We start from the raw sequence: 16,245 nt of genomic DNA on the forward strand, positions 1-16,245 counted from the left end.
CGGCCTCATCCGGTATGGCCGAATTTCACGATGGTCGCGACGTAGAAGATGACGACCAGAATCGCCAGCGCGACGCCGATCGCCGCCGAACGGTTGCGCCGCGCCTTCTTCTGGCTTTCGGTCAGCGTGACCAGTTCAAGCTTCTTGTCGATCATAGTCATGCTCCACCGATGGCCAAAGCGCGACCGACGACACAGTCGGCAAGATAGATGGCGAAGATGGCGAAGAGGTAGAGCAGCGAATAGGCGAACAGAGCCTTGGCCGGCTTCATGACGCGGTCGCTATCGGTCATGCACAGCACTTTCCAGGCATACCAGACGAAGCCGGCGCCGAGAGCCACTGATGCGACGCCATAGAAGGCGGTAGTGAAACCGAGCACCCAGGGCAGCACGCCGATCGGCGCCAGGATCAGGGCGTAGGCAAAGATCTGGCGGCGGGTCGAGGCCTGGCCGGCAACGTTCGGCATCATCGGGATGCCGGCCTTGGCGTAGTCGTCGGACTTGAACAGCGCCAGCGCCCAGAAGTGCGGCGGCGTCCACAGGAAGATGATCAGGAACAGGACGAGGCTTTCCAGGCTCACCGTTCCGGTCACCGCGGCCCAGCCGATGACCGGCGGGATGGCGCCGGCGGCGCCGCCGATGACGATGTTCTGCGGCGTCGAGCGCTTCAGCCACATCGTGTAGACGACGGCGTAGAAGAAGATGGTGAAGGCAAGCAGCGCCGCCGACAGCCAGTTGACCAGCACGCCCAGGGTCATCACCGACAGCACCGAAAGCACAAGGCCGAAGCTCAGGGCTTCGCCGGGCAGGATGCGGCCGGACGGTACCGGGCGGCCGGCGGTCCGGCTCATCACCGCATCGATGTCGGCGTCGTACCACATGTTGAGCGCACCCGAGGCGCCGGCGCCGATGGCAATGGCCAGGATGGCGATCACCGCCAGCAGCGGGTTGATGGTCACGGGCGCAGCGACCATGCCGACAAAGGCCGTGAACACCACCAGCGACATGACGCGCGGCTTCAGCAGGGCGAAGAAATCGCCCGACGTGGCTTCCGACATGCGAAAGCCCGCTTCGTCAATCATTGGGTCGTCGACAAGGGCCATGCGTACATAAGTCCAATCATTCCGTTGGCCGAAAACCGCCGGCGGGCCGGCGGTTTCGTATTCGGGCTGCCTTACTTGATCTTCGGCAGCTGTTCCCACTGGTGGAAAGGCGGCGGCGAAGGCAGCTGCCATTCGAGCGTCGTTGCACCCTCGCCCCACGGGTTGGCGCCGGCGACGCGCTTCTTCTGGAAGGCCTCGAACACGCCATAGAGGAAGATCACCACGCCGACGGCCGATATATAGGAGCCGTAGGACGACACCATGTTCCAGCCGGCGAACGCGTCGGGATAGTCGATGGTGCGGCGCGGCATGCCGGCCAGGCCGAGGAAATGCTGCGGGAAGAAGATCAAATTGACGCCGACGAAGGTGACCCAGAAGTGGGTGTTGGCGATCACCGGCGAGTACATGTAGCCGGTCATCTTGGGGAACCAGTAGTACCAGCCGGCGAAGATGGCGAAGACCGCACCCAGCGACAGCACATAGTGGAAGTGGGCAATGACGAAATAGGTGTCATGCAGCGAGCGGTCGAGGCCGGCGTTGGCGAGCTGGACGCCGGTGACGCCGCCGACCGTGAACAGGAAGATGAAGCCCAGCGCCCACAGCATCGGCGTCTTGAACGAGATCGAGCCGCCCCACATCGTCGCGATCCAGGAGAAGATCTTCACGCCTGTCGGTACGGCGATGACCATGGTGGCGAAGACGAAGTAGCGCTGCGTGTCGAGCGACAGGCCGGTCGTGTACATGTGGTGCGCCCAGACGATGAAGCCGACGGCGCCGATCGCGACCATGGCGTAGGCCATGCCGAGATAGCCGAACACCGGCTTCTTCGAGAAGGTCGAGACGATGTGGCTGATGATGCCGAAGCCCGGCAGGATCAGGATGTACACTTCGGGGTGACCAAAGAACCAGAACAGATGCTGGAACAGGATCGGATCGCCGCCGCCATCCGGGGCGAAGAAGGTGGTGCCGAAATTGCGGTCGGTAAGCAGCATGGTGATGCCACCGGCCAGAACCGGAAGCGACAAGAGCAGCAGGAAGGCGGTGATCAGAACCGACCAGGCAAATAGCGGCATTTTGTGCAGCGTCATGCCCGGCGCGCGCATGTTGAAAATGGTGGTGATGAAGTTGATGGCGCCGAGGATCGAGGACGCGCCGGCAATGTGGATCGACAGGATCGCCAGATCCATGGCCGGCCCGGGCTGGCCGGAGGTCGACAGCGGCGGATAGAGCGTCCAGCCGCCGCCAACGCCATAGGCGCCGGGCGCGCTCGGCATGAAAGCCGAAGCGATGAGCAGCAGGAAGGCCGGCGGCAGCAGCCAGAACGAGATGTTGTTCATGCGCGGGAAGGCCATGTCAGGCGCGCCGATCATGATCGGCACCATCCAGTTGGCGAAGCCGCCGATCAGCGCCGGCATGACCATGAAGAAGATCATGATCAGCGCGTGCGCGGTGCCGAAGGCGTTGTACATGCTCTTGCCGCCGTCGATGGCGGCATCGCCGTTCATGCCATAGACCATCTGCGCCAGACCGGTGAAGATCTGGATGCCCGGCTCCTGCAGCTCCATGCGGATGACGACCGAAAGCGCGCCGCCGACGATGCCCGCGAAGATCGCGAAGATCAGGTAGAGCGTGCCGATGTCCTTGTGGTTGGTGGAGTACACCCACCGGACCCAGCCATGATAGGGCTTGTGGTCGTGGTCGTCGTGAGCTGCAGCTTCTGCCATGGTCGGCTCCGTTCCCTAATTCTTGCTAACCCGCGGCATCAATTGCCGGCGGCCGCTACCTTGTTGGTACCGTCGACCTCGGCCATCAGCGCCTTGTTGGCGCCGGGGAGGTCGGTCTTGGCTGCTGCCAGCCAGGTCTTGTACTGCGCATCGGATACGACGCGGACGGCGATCGGCATGAAGGCATGGTCCTTGCCGCAGAGCTGCGAGCACTGGCCGTAATAGATGCCTTCCTTTTCCGCCTTGAACCACGTCTCGTTGGTGCGGCCGGGAACCGCGTCCATCTTGATGCCGAAGGCCGGAACGGCAAAGGAATGGATCACGTCGGCTGCGGTAACCAGGACGCGCGTCATGGTGTTGACCGGCACGACCAGCTCGTTGTCGACCGCCAGCAGGCGCGGATAGACCTTGCGGTCTTCCTTGCCGATCGCGGCGCGGTCGGCGTCCTGCAGGATGGCCGAGTTGAAGGAGAGCGTGTTCTCGGTCTGGTACTCATAGTCCCAGTTCCACTGATTGCCCGTTACCTTGACGGTCAGCTTGGCCTCTTCCGGCGGCGTGTACTGCGCCGTCAGCAACTGGAACGAGGGAATGGCGATGAACAGCAGGACGACGACCGGCCCGACTGTCCAGATGATCTCGATCAGCGTGTTGTGGCTGGTCTTGGACGGAACCGGGTTTTTGCTGGCGCGGAACCTGAAGATGCACCAGGCGAGAAGCGCCAGAACCAAAGCAGTGATCGGGACGACGAACCACATCGTGTAGTTCCCGAACCACTCGATCTGCCGCATCATGTCTGTCGCCGGCGGCTGAAAAGTCATCTCCCACGGCTGCGGCTGGGCCGCATGGGCGGAGGCACCGGCGAAAAATGCGGCGGCGGCGCCTGCCGTTGCCATCAATTTGGCGCTTGCTGGGAATTTTCTCATCGCCCTCTTCATCTCCCGGTTCCTCGCGATCGCGACGCAAGAATATCGAACAATGCCGGGATGGGAATCCCGGACAGTCCCAAGGGTGGTTCAAACCATACTCTATTTCCCTCCGCAAGAAAGGAGCGGGCGAAACCGTGCGGCATTTTTGCGCGCAAGTGCTGCCGCGCTGTTTCGACGGCCTCGTGGCCCGCGCGGGTCGTCGACAGACAGGCTATGCGGGCTTGTGTCAGGAATGCGCCCGACGGTCGCAATTCGGGCGAATTTGCTAGGGAAAAGCGCATTATTGCGCCTGCCGGGGCTGACCGGCGGTCGCCCTATCCTTTACTTGGCCTTGGCGCGGCTTAAAGTGCCGTGATTCGCAATGGAGCCGTCATGACCTCTTGGCTTTCGAGAAACGCCTGGCATTCGAAGAGCGCCTGGCATTCGAAAAGCGCTTGGCTTTCGAGAAGCGGGGCGAAGGTCGTTTTTCTCGCCGCCCTGATCGGTATCGGCTCGTCCGCAACCGGCGTCGCCAATGCAGCGCAGCCCAGCGGCACGGTCAAGTCAACGCATGGCGCGTGGTCGATCATCTGCGACACGCCGGCCGGCGCCACCTCGGAACAATGCGTGATGATGCAGAACGTCGTTGCCGAGGATCGCCCGGAAATGGGACTGTCCGTCGTCGTCCTGCGCACCGCCGACAACAAGGCCGAGATCCTGCGCGTGCTGGCCCCGCTCGGCGTTCTGCTGCCCAATGGCCTGGGCCTCAATGTCGACGGCAAGGATATTGGCCGCGCCTATTTCGTGCGCTGCTTCCAGGACGGCTGCTATGCCGAGGTCATTCTCGAAAAGCCGCTGCTCGATACGCTGAAGACCGGGACGTCGGCCACCTTCATCGTCTTCCAGACGCCGGAAGAAGGCATCGGCATCCCTGTCGACCTCAAGGGCTTCGCCGACGGTTTTGCCGCCCTGCCCTGAGCTTGATGCTTGCGAAACCGTCTTTCCTGACGCACAATTCCCACGGGTTTGATTGTTGGCTGTGGGGGTCATCATGCGTGCTTTTTCTTTGCTTTTTTCGACCGGTCTGATCCTGACCGGCGCCGTTTCCGTCGCCTTTGCCGAGGATACCGAAATCATCACGGCGCCCGATCCGGCCGTCATTTTCGAGCTTGCGAAAGGCTATGGCTCGGCCAAGATGGACAAGGATGACGGCGGTGATCCGATGATCTCCGGCCGGCTCCAGGGCATGAAATATGTGATCTACTTCTATGGCTGCGAAAACCATGAGAAGTGCAAGTCTATCCAGTTCTCCTCGGGCTATACCGACCCCTTCACGGCCGACCAGGCCAATGAATGGAACAAGAAATACCGCTGGGTGAAGGCCTTTTCCGGTGACGGGTCGAACTTCAAGATGGATGTCATGTTCAGGGGCGGGGTTACCCGCTCCTATCTCGAAGAGCAGTTCTCGAACTGGGATTCCATGACCAGCGACATCAAAGCGTTCGTGGACGAGAAGTAGGGCCCTAAAGCGCGTCGCGCTGAAACGGATTCATACGACGCGCTTTAGGTCTTTGTTTGATGCATGTCGTTGTCCCAGAACCGCGGCACACTTCTGGGCGACATGCATTAGCGCTCCACTGTCCGGCTGCGGATCGTCATTGCGGATTGTGCAGGCGCGTCTTCGCGCCTACATCGTGGCAACACCATTCCTCCTGTGAGCGGACCTGCCATGAACAGCCTGACCGGCCAATTCGACATTTCAGACGATCGCATCAAGCGGATCGTCGCCGACACACTGAACGGCGCCGACGACGGCGAACTGTTCCTCGAATACAGCGAGAGCGAAGCGCTGATGTTCGACAATGGCAGGCTGAAGACCGCCAATTTCAACACTGACCAGGGTTTTGGCCTTCGCGCCGTGGCCGGCGAGGCCAGCGGCTACGCCCATTCCAGCGATCTTTCCGAGGCGTCGCTGCTGCGCGCCGCCGACGTCGTCTCGACCGTCAAGGGCGGCTATTCCGGCACGCTTGCCGGGGCGCCCGCGCGCACCAACCGCCATCTCTATGGCGAGGAGAACCCGATCCCCTCGCCTTCCTTCGAGGTCAAGGCCAAGCTGTTGCAGGAGATCGACGCATGGCTGCGTGCCGAGGACCCGCGCGTGCGCCAGGTGACGGCCTCGCTCGCGGCGTCCTGGCAGCATGTCGAGATCGTGCGCGCCGACGGCCAGATCGTGCGCGACATCCGCCCGCTGGTCCGCATCAACGTTTCCGTCGTCGTCGGCGACGGCGACCGCCAGGAAAGCGGTTCCTATGGCATGGGCGGGCGCAAGGCGTTCGGCGAGTTCCTGGTCGAGGACGCCTGGAAGCATGCGGCCAGGGAGGCGCTCAGGCAGGCGCTGGTCAATCTCGAAGCCATTCCCGCGCCGGCCGGAACGTTCGACATCGTTTTGTCCAGCGGCTGGCCGGGCGTCATGCTGCATGAGGCTGTCGGCCACGGGCTGGAAGGCGACTTCAACCGCAAGAAGACGTCCGCCTTCGCCGGCCTGCTGGGCCAGCAGGTGGCGGCCAAGGGCGTTACCGTGGTCGATGACGGCACCATGCCGGAGCGGCGGGGTTCGCTGACCGTCGACGATGAAGGCACGCCTTCGGCCCGCAATGTGCTGATCGAGGACGGCAAGCTTGTCGGCTACATGCAGGACCGCCAGAACGCCCGGCTGATGGGCATGAAAGCCACGGGAAACGGCCGGCGCGAAGGCTATGCGCACCAGCCGATGCCGCGCATGACCAACACCTATATGACGGCGGGCGACATGGAGCCGGACGAGATCATCGCCTCGGTCAAGACCGGCATCTATGCCGTATCCTTCGGCGGCGGCCAGGTCGACATCACGTCAGGCAAGTTCGTGTTCGGCTGCACCGAGGCCTACATGATCGAGAACGGCAAGGTGACGCAGCCGATAAAGGGCGCCATGCTGATCGGCAACGGACCGGACGCCATGCACCGCGTTTCGATGATCGGCAACGACATGAAACTCGACACCGGCATCGGCATGTGCGGCAAGGCCGGACAAGGCGTGCCGGTCGGCGTCGGCCAGCCGCATCTCAGGATGAACCAGATGACCCTCGGCGGCACCAGGGTTTGAGCGAGGAGACGTCGGCGGGCTTGAATAGTTCCCCTCACAGGGATATCTTACCTTTGTCTTACACAAGGGTAATACCGCAATGGGTGCAATAGAAAAGCTTATAACGACCGTCTCGACCAAGGGACAAGTCATCCTGCCCAGCGCTATCCGCAAACGGAGGGACTGGGGCGCGGGCACGCGCCTGCAGGTCGAAGACACACCGGACGGTGTACTTTTGAGACCGGCGCCTGCCTTTGTCCCGACACGACCAGAAGATGTCTTTGGTGTCCTGCCGCACAGTGGCAGACCGAAGACCTTGGAGGAGATGGACGCAGCCGTCCTTGCTGAAGCACGGCGGCGCCATGCTCGCGATTGATACCAACGTTGTCGTCAGGTATCTGACGAACGACGATCCCGAGCAGTCCCCGCGAGCCCGGCGGCTGATCGACGGTCAGCCCGTTTTCGTCGCCGTCACGGTGATCCTGGAGGCTGAGTGGGTGCTGCGCAGCGGCTATGGTTATGATCAGGCCTCGATCGTCAATGCACTGCGGGTGTTCGGCGGGCTTCCCACTATCGAGATAGAGGATGCTGCGATGGTCTCTTCCGCGGTCGATCTAGCCGAGACGGGAATGGATTTCGCCGATGCGCTCCATCTGGGCAAGTCCTCGCACTGCTCAGCATTTGTGTCCTTCGACCGTAAGTTCATCAAGGCCGCACAAGCGGCCGGGTACGAAAGCGTTCGCGAAGGCTAGTTTGCCAGCCGGCTACGTCTTGCGGGGGGCGGCAAACTCAAGCACGGCCTTGTGAAAATCGGCGGATTAACGTCGCCGTTTCGGCTTCTCCAGCAGCGCCACGGCCTCGACATGCGGCGACCACAGGAACTGGTCGATGGGCGTGACGCTCTTCAAGATGTAGCCGCCGTCAATCAGGATGCGCAGGTCGCGTGCCAGCGTCACCGCATTGCAGGAGACGGCGGCGACGAACGGCACATCCGAGCGGGCGATCTGCTTCGACTGGTCCTCGGCGCCGGCGCGCGGCGGGTCGAAGACGACGCCATCGAAAGCATTCAGCTCCTTGAACGTCAGCGGCCGCCGGAACAGGTCGCGGCGTTCGCCGGTTACCCGCTTCAGGCCGGTGGCGAAGCGCGATCCGCGGTCGAGCGCCGAAAGGGCTGCCGCGTCGCCTTCGACCGCGTGGACTTCGGATTTGGCCGCCAGCCGAAGCGCAAAGCTGCCGCAGCCGGCGAAAAGATCCGCGACTTTCCTGGCCCGCTTCAGATGTCCGCCAACGAGATCGGCCATCGTCTGTTCGGCGGCTTGCGTTGCCTGCAGGAAGGCGCCAGGCGGTATGGCGACAGCGACGGTGCCGAACATGACCACCGGCTTTTTCGGCTCGATGACGATCTCGTCGTCGATCGAAAGCCGGGCAAAGCCATTGGCCATGATGAAGTTGGAGGCGACCCGGCGCTGGTTCTCGCCCAGCTTGCCCGACTCATAGACAGCGACGTCAAGCCCCGAGCCCGTCACAGTGACCGCCATCCGGAACGATTTGGTGGTGGCGCAAACCAGGTCGGCGACCGACCTCAAGCGATCGAGCGCGGCAACGATCTCCGGCAGCGAGATCGGACATTCCTCGATGGGGATGATTTCCGGCGAAAGATGGCGATGGAAGCCAAGCAGCATGCCTGTGTCGGCGCGCCTGGCGGCAAGCACGACGCGGCGGCGTGTGTGTGGCGCACACGGCACCAGGGCGCCGATGTCGCCGGCAATGCCTTTCAAGGCGTGCACGACCTTGTCGCGTTTCCATTGCTGGTAAGCGTCGGCTTGCAGATGCTGGACGGCGCAGCCGCCACATTCGGTGAAATGCCGGCAGGCCGGATCGATACGCAGCGGCGACGTCTCCAATACCGCCATCAGCATGGCGCGATCCCTCTCGCGCGCGGCGGTGACGGTCTCGCCGGGCAGGGTGAAGGGAATGAACAGCTCGCCGGTTTCCGTCTCGGCGACGCCGTCGCCCTGCGAACCCAGTCTCTTGATGGTGAAGCCCGTGCTCATCGGTCCTTGGTCCCGGCATCCTTGGTCCCGGCATCCTTGATCCCGGCAAGCAGGAATTCGCGGTTGCCGTCCCCGCCTTCGATCGGCGACATGTGCAAGCCCAATGTACGCCAGCCAGGGACGCCTTCGAGCCATTCCTGCAGCAAGCCGGCCACACGGGCGGCGTCATAAGGGTCTTTCAAAAGACCGCCCTTGCCGATCGCCTCGCGGCCGGCCTCGAATTGCGGCTTGACCAGAAACACCGCACGAGCGCCGTCCCGTGCCAATGCCAACGCCGGTGGCATCGCCAGTTTCAACGAGATGAAGCTGACATCGGAGACGATGAAATCGGGGATACGGCCGCCGAGATCGGCAGCCGCGAGCTCGCGAGCGTTGAGGCCCTCGATCACGGTGACGCGCGGGTCGGACGAGACACCGGGATGCATCTGGCCGTGGCCGACATCGATGGCAGTGACATGGGCCGCGCCGCGTTCGAGCAGCACCTGGGTGAAGCCGCCTGTCGAGGCGCCGATATCGAGGGCTTCACTGCCCGCGGGATCGAGACTGAAATGGTCGAGCCCGGCGATCAGCTTCAGCGCCGCGCGTGAGACATAACCCTGCGCCGGGTCGTCGATGACGATGAGACAGTGCGGCAGAACCGTCTGGCCGGGCTTGCGGGCGACCACGCCGTCGACCGTCACGGTGCCGCGCTCGACCGCGTCGCGGGCGCGCGAGCGGCTCGCAAACAGGCCGCGCTGGACGAGCAATTCGTCGAGCCGCTGGCGTGTGCTGGCTGGCAGAGGGGAGTTCATCGGCCTTCATGGCGAAAGCCGGCCGCGAAGGCAAGGACATTGGCATGGGAGGACGTCGAGACCCGGGCCGCAAGCCAGTCCGCCCGGTTGAATAGCGCAGCCAGTCCGGCAAGATGTAGAGGCTCAGGCAATGCGGAGGAAGACGAATGCTGACGGGAACCTGCCATTGCGGCGCCGCCCACTGGACGCTGGAAGGCGATCCCGGCCCGATCACGGCCTGCAATTGCACGCTTTGCCGCCGCTATGGCACGCTCTGGGCCTATGACTTTGTCGACGAGCGTATCCGGCTTGCGGGGCCTGTGCAGTCCTACACCCGCGCCGGCAAGGAGACGCCGTCGCTGGAAATCCTGTTTTGCCCGACATGTGCCTGTGTGCTTGCCTGGCGCGGTTTGCGCCGCAGCGACAGCAGCCGCACGCGTATCGCCGTCAATGTCAGGCTGGCACCGCCTGAGGCGGTCGCCGACCTGCCGATCGACCATTTCGACGGGCTGGACACTTATGACGACCTGCCGCGCGATGGGCGCTGCGTGCGCGATATGTGGTTTTAGAAGATCGTCCGTGAGACCTGCCGTTCAACGGCCGGCATCAGGCCGTCGCTTCCGTCATCTGAAGCCTGCTTGCGCGGGCGCTCGACAGCAACGACTGGTGCGTCCGGCACGACGACAAGCTGCGGCACCTGCTTGTAGGAAAAAGCGCCCCTGATATCGCCCATCTTGCGGGCGACGATGCCTGCCACCGCCTGTTCGAGCTTGCGGTCATAGCGCGTCTCGGCCATGGCCGGCGCGGCGATGACGGCCAAAAGGGCCGCGCCGCACAGAAGCGTTCGCATTGTTTTTAACTCCCTGCCTAGAGGCAGTTCTAGCAGGGCGGCGTTGAAAAACGGCCAAAAGAGACGGTAAGCGAAACGCCAAAGAGAAGCGTTAACAAAGTGTTAAGCTTGCACAGGCAACTGCTTCAGCTGCGTGAGGTTTGATTCAGGCGCGCTGCGCGCGCGCGGAATGGCCGAGCGCGACGAACACGGTGCGCACGATGCCGGCCGCGTCGAGCCCGGCATCGGCATACATTTTTTCCGGCTTGGCGTGGTCGGCGAACTCGTCTGGCAGCACCAGCGGCCGAACTTTCAGACCGCTTTCCAGCAAGCCTTCATGGGCGAGGAACTGCAGCACGTGGCTGGCGAAACCGCCGACAGCGCCCTCTTCCACCGTCACCAGCACTTCGTGCGAGCGGGCAAGACGGCGGATCAAATCCTCGTCGAGCGGCTTGGCGAAACGGGCGTCCGCAACCGTTGTCGACAATCCGGCCGCGCCGAGTTCCTCGGCCGCCAGCAGGCAATCCTGCAGCCGGGTGCCAAAGGACAGAAGCGCCACCTTGGTGCCTTCCCTGACGATGCGGCCCTTGCCAATTTCGAGCACCGAGCCGCGCTCCGGCATGTCGACGCCGACGCCATTGCCGCGCGGATAGCGGAAGGCGATCGGGCCTTCGTCATAATAGCCGGCGGTGCGCACCATGTGGCGAAGCTCCGCCTCGTCGGCGGCCGCCATCACCACGAAGCCCGGCAGCGTCGCCAGGAAGGTGGTGTCGAAGGCGCCGCAATGAGTGGCGCCGTCGGCGCCGACGAAACCGGCGCGGTCGATCGGGAAACGCACCGGCAGTTTCTGGATCGCCACATCATGGACGACCTGATCGTAGGCGCGCTGCAGGAAGGTCGAATAGATGGCGGCGAAGGGCTTGTAGCCCTCGCTGGCGAGGCCGGCGGCGAAGGTCACGGCATGTTGCTCGGCAATGCCGACATCGAAGGTCCGGGTCGGAAACGCTTCGCCGAACAAATCGAGGCCGGTGCCGTTCGGCATGGCGGCGGTGACGGCGACGATGCGGTCGTCCAGGCGGGCCTCCTGGACCAGGCTCTCGGCGAACACCTTGGTGTAGGCCGGCGCATTGGCCGGGGCCTTGGTCTGCGCGCCGGTGATGACGTCGAACTTGTTGACGCCGTGATATTTGTCGGCCGCGGCCTCGGCCGGCGCGTAGCCCTTGCCCTTCTGGGTCACGACATGGATCAGCACCGGGCCGTCGGCATGGTCGCGGACGTTCTTCAGCACCGGGATCAGATGCTCGAGATTGTGACCGTCGATCGGGCCGATATGGTAGAAGCCAAGCTCCTCGAACAGCGTGCCGCCGGTGACGTAGCCGCGCGCATGCTCGACCGCCCGCTTGATGGCGCGGTCGGCGCGCTTGCCGAGATAGGAGGTCAGCTTCTTGCCGAAATCGCGCAGGCCAAGATAGGTCTTGCCCGACGCGAGCCGCGCCAGATAGGCGCTCATGGCGCCGGTCGGCGGCGCGATAGACATGTCGTTGTCGTTGAGGATGACGATCAGCCGGGCATCAAGCGCGCCGGCATTGTTCATGGCTTCATAGGCCATGCCGGCGGACATGGCGCCGTCGCCGATGACGGCAATGACATTGTTGTGGCCGCCCGAGAGGTCGCGCGCCATGGCCATGCCGAGGCCGGCGGAAATGGAGGTCGAAGAGTGCGCGGCGCCGAACGGGTCGTATTCGCTCTCGGCGCGACGGGTGAAGCCGGACAGGCCGCCTTCTTGCCTGAGCGTTCGGATGCGGTCGCGGCGGCCGGTCAGGATCTTGTGTGGATAGGCCTGGTGGCCGACATCCCAGATCACGCGGTCTTCCGGCGTGTTGAAGACATAGTGCAGCGCCACCGTCAGTTCGACGACACCGAGGCCGGCGCCGAGATGCCCGCCCGTATGCGAGACGGCATCGATCAGCTCGGCGCGCAGCTCCGAGGCCAGCTGCGGCAGCTCGCTTTCGTCAAGCTTCTTCAGGTCGGCTGGAATGCGGACCTTGTCGAGAAGCGGCGTATGCAGCGTTGCGTTCACTGTTAAAGGGCCTGCTCAGCTATAATGCGCGTCGATCATGGCGAAATATGCCTGCGTCGCCGGAATGTAAATGCGTGTCAGTGACGCGGGTGATGCTGACGTTAATTGTCCGGTAACGGAATGAACTCTTCCTCATCTCCAGGAACGATATCGAAGCGGCCCGTCTTCCATTCCTGCTTGGCCTGTTCGATGCGTTCCTTCGACGACGAGACGAAGTTCCACCAGATGTGGCGCGGAGAGCCGAGCGAAGCGCCCCCGAAGAGCATGAAATGGGCGCCGCGCTCGGACGACACGACGATCTCGTCACCAGGCCGGAACACCAGCAGCCGTTCGGCCGGAAAACGGTCGCCCGAAACCGAGACATCGCCGTCCAGCGTGTAGATGGCGCGTTCCTCGGCGTCGGCGGGAATTTTGACGCTGGCGCCGGGCGCCAGCCTCAGATCGGCGTAGAGCGTCTCGGTGTCGGCTCTTACCGGCGAGCGCAGTCCCTGGAAATCGCCGATCACCACGCGGCCGGAAACACCTTCGGCGTCGATCTCGGGCAGAAGGAGCGCGGCCGTGTTCTCGAACACCGGCGCCACTTCCTCCTTGCCGTCGGGCAAAGCCAGCCATGTCTGCAGGCCGGAGACCGACATCGGCGCGCCGCGCAGTTCTTCGGGCGTGCGCTCGGAATGGACAATGCCGCGGCCGGCGGTCATCAAATTCACGTCGCCGGGCTGGATGACCATCTCGGTGCCGAGCGAATCGCGGTGCCTGATATTGCCGTCGAACAGATAGGTGACGGTGGAAAGCCCGATATGCGGGTGCGGGCGCACATCCATCGCCTGGCCGGCGCGCAAGATCGCCGGCCCCATGCGGTCGAAGAAGATGAAGGGACCGACCAGCCGCCGCTTTGCCGTCGGCAGAGCGCGACGAACCTGGAAGCCGCCAATGTCCTTGGCGTTTGGAATGACCATGAGCTCGATCTGGTCGCTGGCGAAGGCATCGCCAGGCTCAGGGTCCTTGCCGGGGAAGAAACTCATCTGGATGTCCTCAGGCGAAGCGGAGCGCCGATTTGGCTTTTGCCTTGGCCGCCACCTCTTCACGATTGCGCGGATGATGCGTGGTTTCCAGCGAATGCAGCAATTCATGCGCCGATTCGGCGATCGCCTCGACGGCACGGTCGAAGGCTGCCTGGTTGCGCTGCGAGGGGCGCGTCGTTCCGCTCAGTTTGCGCACGAATTGAAGGGCGGCGTCGCGGATCTCGTCATGGGTCGCCGGCGGCTCGAAATTGAACAGGGTCTTGATGTTTCTGCACATGCTTGAACTCCTATCTGCTTTATGCCCGCCCCATTCCACTACTCCGCGTCGAGCGGCTCCGTTCCCACCGGTTTGCCATCACGCGACAGCCTGATCTTCTCGACCTTGTCTTCGGCCGCCTTCAGCAGCCGGTCGCAATGGGCCTTCAGCGCCTCGCCGCGCTCATAGATCTTGATCGATTGGTCGAGCGGCACGTCGCCGCGTTCCAGATCATCGACGATCTTTTCCAGCGCGTCGAGTGCCTGCTCGAAGCTCATCGCCTTCACGTCTTCATTTGCTTCGCCAGCCATACTTTACCCCTTCATCAGCCGCCCGACATGGGCGGCGACCGAAAATGCCAGTCCCTGCAGATCGTAGCCGCCCTCAAGCAGGCTGACGAGCCGGTTGCCGCTGTGGCGCCCGGCGCGTTCCAGCAACTGGCCTGTCGCCCAGTCGAAATCGTCCTCGCTGAGGTTGATCTCGGCCAGCGGGTCGCGATGGTGAGCGTCGAAGCCTGCGGAAATGATGATCAGATCGGGCGCGAAATTGTCGAGTGCCGGAAGGACGCGCGACAGCAAGGCATCGCGAAACATGTCCGAGCCGGTCTGCGGCGCCAGCGGCGCGTTGACGATGTTGCCGGCGCCGGTTTCGTTTTTAGCCCCGGTGCCGGGATAGAGCGGCATCTGGTGCGTCGAACAATAGAGCACCGAGGGATCGTCCCAGAAAATGTCCTGCGTGCCATTGCCGTGATGCACGTCCCAGTCGACGATGGCGACACGTTCGGCGCCGTGTTTCTTCTGCGCGTAGCGGGCCGCGATCGCCGCGGTGTTGAACAGGCAAAAGCCCATGGCCGTGGTCTTTTCGGCATGATGGCCGGGCGGACGCGCGGCGACGAAGGCATTGGCGACGCGGCCCTCGAACACGTCGTCGACGGCGGCGTTGGCCGCACCGATGGCGGTGACCACCGCCTGCCAGCTTTTCGGGCTGGCGCTGGTGTCGGCGTCGATCGAGGCGATGCCGCTCTCAGGGATCGCGGCGCGGACGCGGGCGACGAAATCCTCGGGGTGGGCGTAGAGAATGGTGGCCTCGTCGCCTTGCGGCGCCGTGACCCGATCGAGTGCGGTGAAGGCCTCGTCGTCGAGCACGCGCTCGATAGCGCGCAAGCGGTCCGGCCGCTCCGGATGACCGGGGGGCGTCAGATGTTCGAGGAAGATCGGATGGGTGTAGAGCCTGGTGACCATGACCCGATATAGGCGCGCCCGGCCGCTTTGACCATGGTTTGACGCCTCACCGCCCCGACGTTCAACAGGGATTACACCACGGGCGCGGGCTGCGTCCAGCGCGAGCCGCCGAAGGAAGCCACCGCCTTGTCCCTGAGTTCCCTGAACTTGGACGACGCCTCGGCCAGCCGCTGGTCCCATTCGGCGTTCGGCACCTGGCCTTCGATGTTCTTGAAATAGACCTGCATCAGGCAGGCGATGGCGAAGGGTTCGATGAAGGCCGCCTTGAAGGCCCAGGCAAGGAGGATGGCGAGCACGAAGGCCCAGCCGCCGAGCTGCCCCGGTATGAACCACATGATGGCGGCGGCCGGCGCCAGCATCAAAAGGAAGATGACGAAGGACACGGCCCACATGATGACAGCCAGCCAGACCGCGTTCTTGACCATGGTCTTGCCGTTCTGGGCATAGAGCACGACGCCTTGCCGGGCGGTTTCGAAGGGCGACGACGAGTTGATGCGGATATTGTAGCCGAGGATGATCTCGTCAACATAGGTCAGCGACAGGCGGATCACCGTATTGATGAAAGCGACCGGACCGCCGAGGCCCGGAATGGGCAGGAAGGCGGCGATGCCGCCGATCAGGCCGGTGATGGCGCGGATGGCGCCCTTGACCAGCTGGTCGACCACGAAAAGGATGTTGGCCTCGGCGAAACGCTCCTTCACCACGTCCTTGGCGTAGGCGATCTGGTCCTGCCCATTGGGAACGTCCCGGCCATCGATCAAATGGACCATGACGGCGATATGGCCGGCCTTGACGACGTAGAGGATGTATTCGCGGATCCAGTAGAGCGCGATCGAAACGATGCCGATGCCGACGATGCCGCCCCACAGTGCAAAGGAAAGCGGCCCGTCGGGATCGGTGGAGATATGGCCGACGCCATAGCCGACCGAGGCGCCGCTGCCGGTCGCCACGATATAGGCGAGCGTGATGCCGAAATAGACGATCATGCGAAAGACGATGAATGGCCATGTCCTGATCATGATGGACACCGACCTGCCGATTTCGAAATCCCACATGCGCCCGAATCTCCCCTCAGAGATGGACGGCGAGCATGAACCCGGGCCGGGAATTGTCAATCTCGGCAAATGCCGGGTCTCGGCCG

19 protein-coding genes are annotated in these 16,245 nt (G+C 63.4%); 6 read left to right on the forward strand and 13 right to left on the reverse strand.

The genetic code is table 11. The features are described 5' to 3' along the window. Positions 1-5: 5 nt before the first annotated feature. The 4 genes from NKK50_RS29235 to coxB all read right to left on the reverse strand — a co-directional run bounded on the left by NKK50_RS29235 (position 6) and on the right by coxB (position 3,761). Positions 6-161 carry a cytochrome c oxidase system small membrane protein gene (locus NKK50_RS29235; RefSeq protein WP_023668418.1) on the reverse strand — a complete coding sequence of 52 codons (156 nt, stop codon included), beginning with the start codon at positions 159-161 and terminating at the stop codon, positions 6-8. Then, positions 158-1,102 (reverse strand): heme o synthase, encoded by a 945-nt coding sequence (locus NKK50_RS29240; RefSeq protein ID WP_023668419.1) that lies wholly within the window; start codon positions 1,100-1,102, stop codon positions 158-160. The genes NKK50_RS29235 and NKK50_RS29240 overlap by 4 nt, the downstream gene beginning before the upstream one ends. A gap of 71 nt (positions 1,103-1,173) precedes the next feature. After that, complete coding sequence (gene ctaD / locus NKK50_RS29245; protein ID WP_023668420.1) at positions 1,174-2,826, reverse strand: cytochrome c oxidase subunit I; 1,653 nt, start codon at positions 2,824-2,826, stop codon at positions 1,174-1,176. A gap of 38 nt (positions 2,827-2,864) precedes the next feature. Next, complete coding sequence (gene coxB, locus NKK50_RS29250; protein WP_050485823.1) at positions 2,865-3,761, reverse strand: cytochrome c oxidase subunit II; 897 nt, start codon at positions 3,759-3,761, stop codon at positions 2,865-2,867. Between the two features lie 363 nt (positions 3,762-4,124). Between coxB and NKK50_RS29255 the strand changes: the two genes are divergently transcribed. The 5 genes from NKK50_RS29255 (at position 4,125) to NKK50_RS29275 (ending at position 7,604) form a co-directional block, all read left to right on the forward strand. After that, a complete protein-coding gene (locus NKK50_RS29255) occupies positions 4,125-4,709 on the forward strand; it encodes an invasion associated locus B family protein (RefSeq protein WP_023668422.1) in 585 nt (194 codons plus the stop codon). Positions 4,710-4,782: 73 nt separating this feature from the next. Continuing rightward, the gene (locus NKK50_RS29260) at positions 4,783-5,250 is read left to right on the forward strand and encodes a YbjN domain-containing protein (RefSeq protein ID WP_050590349.1); all 468 of its coding nucleotides are present in this window, start codon (positions 4,783-4,785) and stop codon (positions 5,248-5,250) included. Positions 5,251-5,460: 210 nt separating this feature from the next. After that, positions 5,461-6,873: a metalloprotease TldD gene (gene tldD / locus NKK50_RS29265; protein WP_031239407.1), complete on the forward strand. Its 1,413-nt coding sequence runs from the start codon at positions 5,461-5,463 to the stop codon at positions 6,871-6,873. Between the two features lie 79 nt (positions 6,874-6,952). Beyond that, the gene (locus tag NKK50_RS29270; protein ID WP_084569973.1) at positions 6,953-7,228 is read left to right on the forward strand and encodes an AbrB/MazE/SpoVT family DNA-binding domain-containing protein; all 276 of its coding nucleotides are present in this window, start codon (positions 6,953-6,955) and stop codon (positions 7,226-7,228) included. Then, on the forward strand, positions 7,215-7,604 hold the full coding sequence (locus tag NKK50_RS29275; RefSeq protein ID WP_023709873.1) for a type II toxin-antitoxin system VapC family toxin: 390 nt from the start codon (positions 7,215-7,217) through the stop codon (positions 7,602-7,604). The genes NKK50_RS29270 and NKK50_RS29275 overlap by 14 nt, the downstream gene beginning before the upstream one ends. Positions 7,605-7,670: 66 nt before the next feature. On the opposite strand, the gene NKK50_RS29280 is transcribed toward NKK50_RS29275, so the two are convergent. Both NKK50_RS29280 and NKK50_RS29285 read right to left on the reverse strand, forming a co-directional pair. Beyond that, positions 7,671-8,906 carry a class I SAM-dependent RNA methyltransferase gene (locus tag NKK50_RS29280; RefSeq protein ID WP_352544263.1) on the reverse strand — a complete coding sequence of 412 codons (1,236 nt, stop codon included), beginning with the start codon at positions 8,904-8,906 and terminating at the stop codon, positions 7,671-7,673. Next, positions 8,903-9,697 (reverse strand): TlyA family RNA methyltransferase, encoded by a 795-nt coding sequence (locus NKK50_RS29285; protein ID WP_023702017.1) that lies wholly within the window; start codon positions 9,695-9,697, stop codon positions 8,903-8,905. The genes NKK50_RS29280 and NKK50_RS29285 overlap by 4 nt, the downstream gene beginning before the upstream one ends. Before the next feature lie 146 nt (positions 9,698-9,843). Here NKK50_RS29285 and NKK50_RS29290 point away from each other — a divergent pair, with 146 nt between their 5' ends. Next, complete coding sequence (locus tag NKK50_RS29290) at positions 9,844-10,245, forward strand: GFA family protein (protein WP_023668428.1); 402 nt, start codon at positions 9,844-9,846, stop codon at positions 10,243-10,245. Here the strand turns inward: NKK50_RS29290 and NKK50_RS29295 are convergent. From NKK50_RS29295 to NKK50_RS29325, 7 genes are all read right to left on the reverse strand, one after another. Then, a complete protein-coding gene (locus NKK50_RS29295; protein WP_023668429.1) occupies positions 10,242-10,526 on the reverse strand; it encodes a hypothetical protein in 285 nt (94 codons plus the stop codon). The two genes, NKK50_RS29290 and NKK50_RS29295, sit on opposite strands and share 4 nt — an antisense overlap. Before the next feature lie 145 nt (positions 10,527-10,671). Then, positions 10,672-12,585, reverse strand: coding sequence for a 1-deoxy-D-xylulose-5-phosphate synthase (gene dxs, locus NKK50_RS29300; protein ID WP_352544264.1), 1,914 nt, complete (start codon positions 12,583-12,585; stop codon positions 10,672-10,674). 101 nt (positions 12,586-12,686) lie between these two features. Further along, complete coding sequence (locus NKK50_RS29305) at positions 12,687-13,607, reverse strand: pirin family protein (RefSeq protein WP_023687141.1); 921 nt, start codon at positions 13,605-13,607, stop codon at positions 12,687-12,689. Between the two features lie 10 nt (positions 13,608-13,617). Further along, entirely contained in the window at positions 13,618-13,884 is a 267-nt protein-coding gene (locus tag NKK50_RS29310) for a DUF2277 domain-containing protein (RefSeq protein WP_023668432.1), read from the reverse strand. 38 nt (positions 13,885-13,922) lie between these two features. Next, complete coding sequence (locus NKK50_RS29315) at positions 13,923-14,174, reverse strand: exodeoxyribonuclease VII small subunit (RefSeq protein WP_023668433.1); 252 nt, start codon at positions 14,172-14,174, stop codon at positions 13,923-13,925. Positions 14,175-14,177: 3 nt separating this feature from the next. After that, positions 14,178-15,104 carry a histone deacetylase family protein gene (locus tag NKK50_RS29320; RefSeq protein ID WP_352544265.1) on the reverse strand — a complete coding sequence of 309 codons (927 nt, stop codon included), beginning with the start codon at positions 15,102-15,104 and terminating at the stop codon, positions 14,178-14,180. Positions 15,105-15,175: 71 nt separating this feature from the next. After that, on the reverse strand, positions 15,176-16,159 hold the full coding sequence (locus tag NKK50_RS29325; protein WP_352544266.1) for a hypothetical protein: 984 nt from the start codon (positions 16,157-16,159) through the stop codon (positions 15,176-15,178). Between the last annotated feature and the right edge of the window lie 86 nt (positions 16,160-16,245).

It is taken from the genome of Mesorhizobium sp. M0001, from assembly GCF_040324255.1.
Lineage (GTDB): Bacteria > Pseudomonadota > Alphaproteobacteria > Rhizobiales > Rhizobiaceae > Mesorhizobium.

Bases quoted from the DNA above. Each gene is read 5' to 3' on its own strand.
- NKK50_RS29235 (WP_023668418.1), bottom strand. From the start codon at position 161: ATGACTATGATCGACAAGAAGCTTGAACTGGTCACGCTGACCGAAAGC.
- NKK50_RS29240 (WP_023668419.1), bottom strand. From the start codon at position 1,102: ATGGCCCTTGTCGACGACCCAATGATTGACGAAGCGGGCTTTCGCATG.
- ctaD (WP_023668420.1), bottom strand. From the start codon at position 2,826: ATGGCAGAAGCTGCAGCTCACGACGACCACGACCACAAGCCCTATCAT.
- coxB (WP_050485823.1), bottom strand. From the start codon at position 3,761: ATGAAGAGGGCGATGAGAAAATTCCCAGCAAGCGCCAAATTGATGGCA.
- NKK50_RS29255 (WP_023668422.1), top strand. From the start codon at position 4,125: ATGACCTCTTGGCTTTCGAGAAACGCCTGGCATTCGAAGAGCGCCTGG.
- NKK50_RS29260 (WP_050590349.1), top strand. From the start codon at position 4,783: ATGCGTGCTTTTTCTTTGCTTTTTTCGACCGGTCTGATCCTGACCGGC.
- tldD (WP_031239407.1), top strand. From the start codon at position 5,461: ATGAACAGCCTGACCGGCCAATTCGACATTTCAGACGATCGCATCAAG.
- NKK50_RS29270 (WP_084569973.1), top strand. From the start codon at position 6,953: ATGGGTGCAATAGAAAAGCTTATAACGACCGTCTCGACCAAGGGACAA.
- NKK50_RS29275 (WP_023709873.1), top strand. From the start codon at position 7,215: ATGCTCGCGATTGATACCAACGTTGTCGTCAGGTATCTGACGAACGAC.
- NKK50_RS29280 (WP_352544263.1), bottom strand. From the start codon at position 8,906: ATGAGCACGGGCTTCACCATCAAGAGACTGGGTTCGCAGGGCGACGGC.
- NKK50_RS29285 (WP_023702017.1), bottom strand. From the start codon at position 9,697: ATGAACTCCCCTCTGCCAGCCAGCACACGCCAGCGGCTCGACGAATTG.
- NKK50_RS29290 (WP_023668428.1), top strand. From the start codon at position 9,844: ATGCTGACGGGAACCTGCCATTGCGGCGCCGCCCACTGGACGCTGGAA.
- NKK50_RS29295 (WP_023668429.1), bottom strand. From the start codon at position 10,526: ATGCGAACGCTTCTGTGCGGCGCGGCCCTTTTGGCCGTCATCGCCGCG.
- NKK50_RS29305 (WP_023687141.1), bottom strand. From the start codon at position 13,607: ATGAGTTTCTTCCCCGGCAAGGACCCTGAGCCTGGCGATGCCTTCGCC.
- NKK50_RS29310 (WP_023668432.1), bottom strand. From the start codon at position 13,884: ATGTGCAGAAACATCAAGACCCTGTTCAATTTCGAGCCGCCGGCGACC.
- NKK50_RS29315 (WP_023668433.1), bottom strand. From the start codon at position 14,174: ATGGCTGGCGAAGCAAATGAAGACGTGAAGGCGATGAGCTTCGAGCAG.
- NKK50_RS29320 (WP_352544265.1), bottom strand. From the start codon at position 15,104: ATGGTCACCAGGCTCTACACCCATCCGATCTTCCTCGAACATCTGACG.
- NKK50_RS29325 (WP_352544266.1), bottom strand. From the start codon at position 16,159: ATGTGGGATTTCGAAATCGGCAGGTCGGTGTCCATCATGATCAGGACA.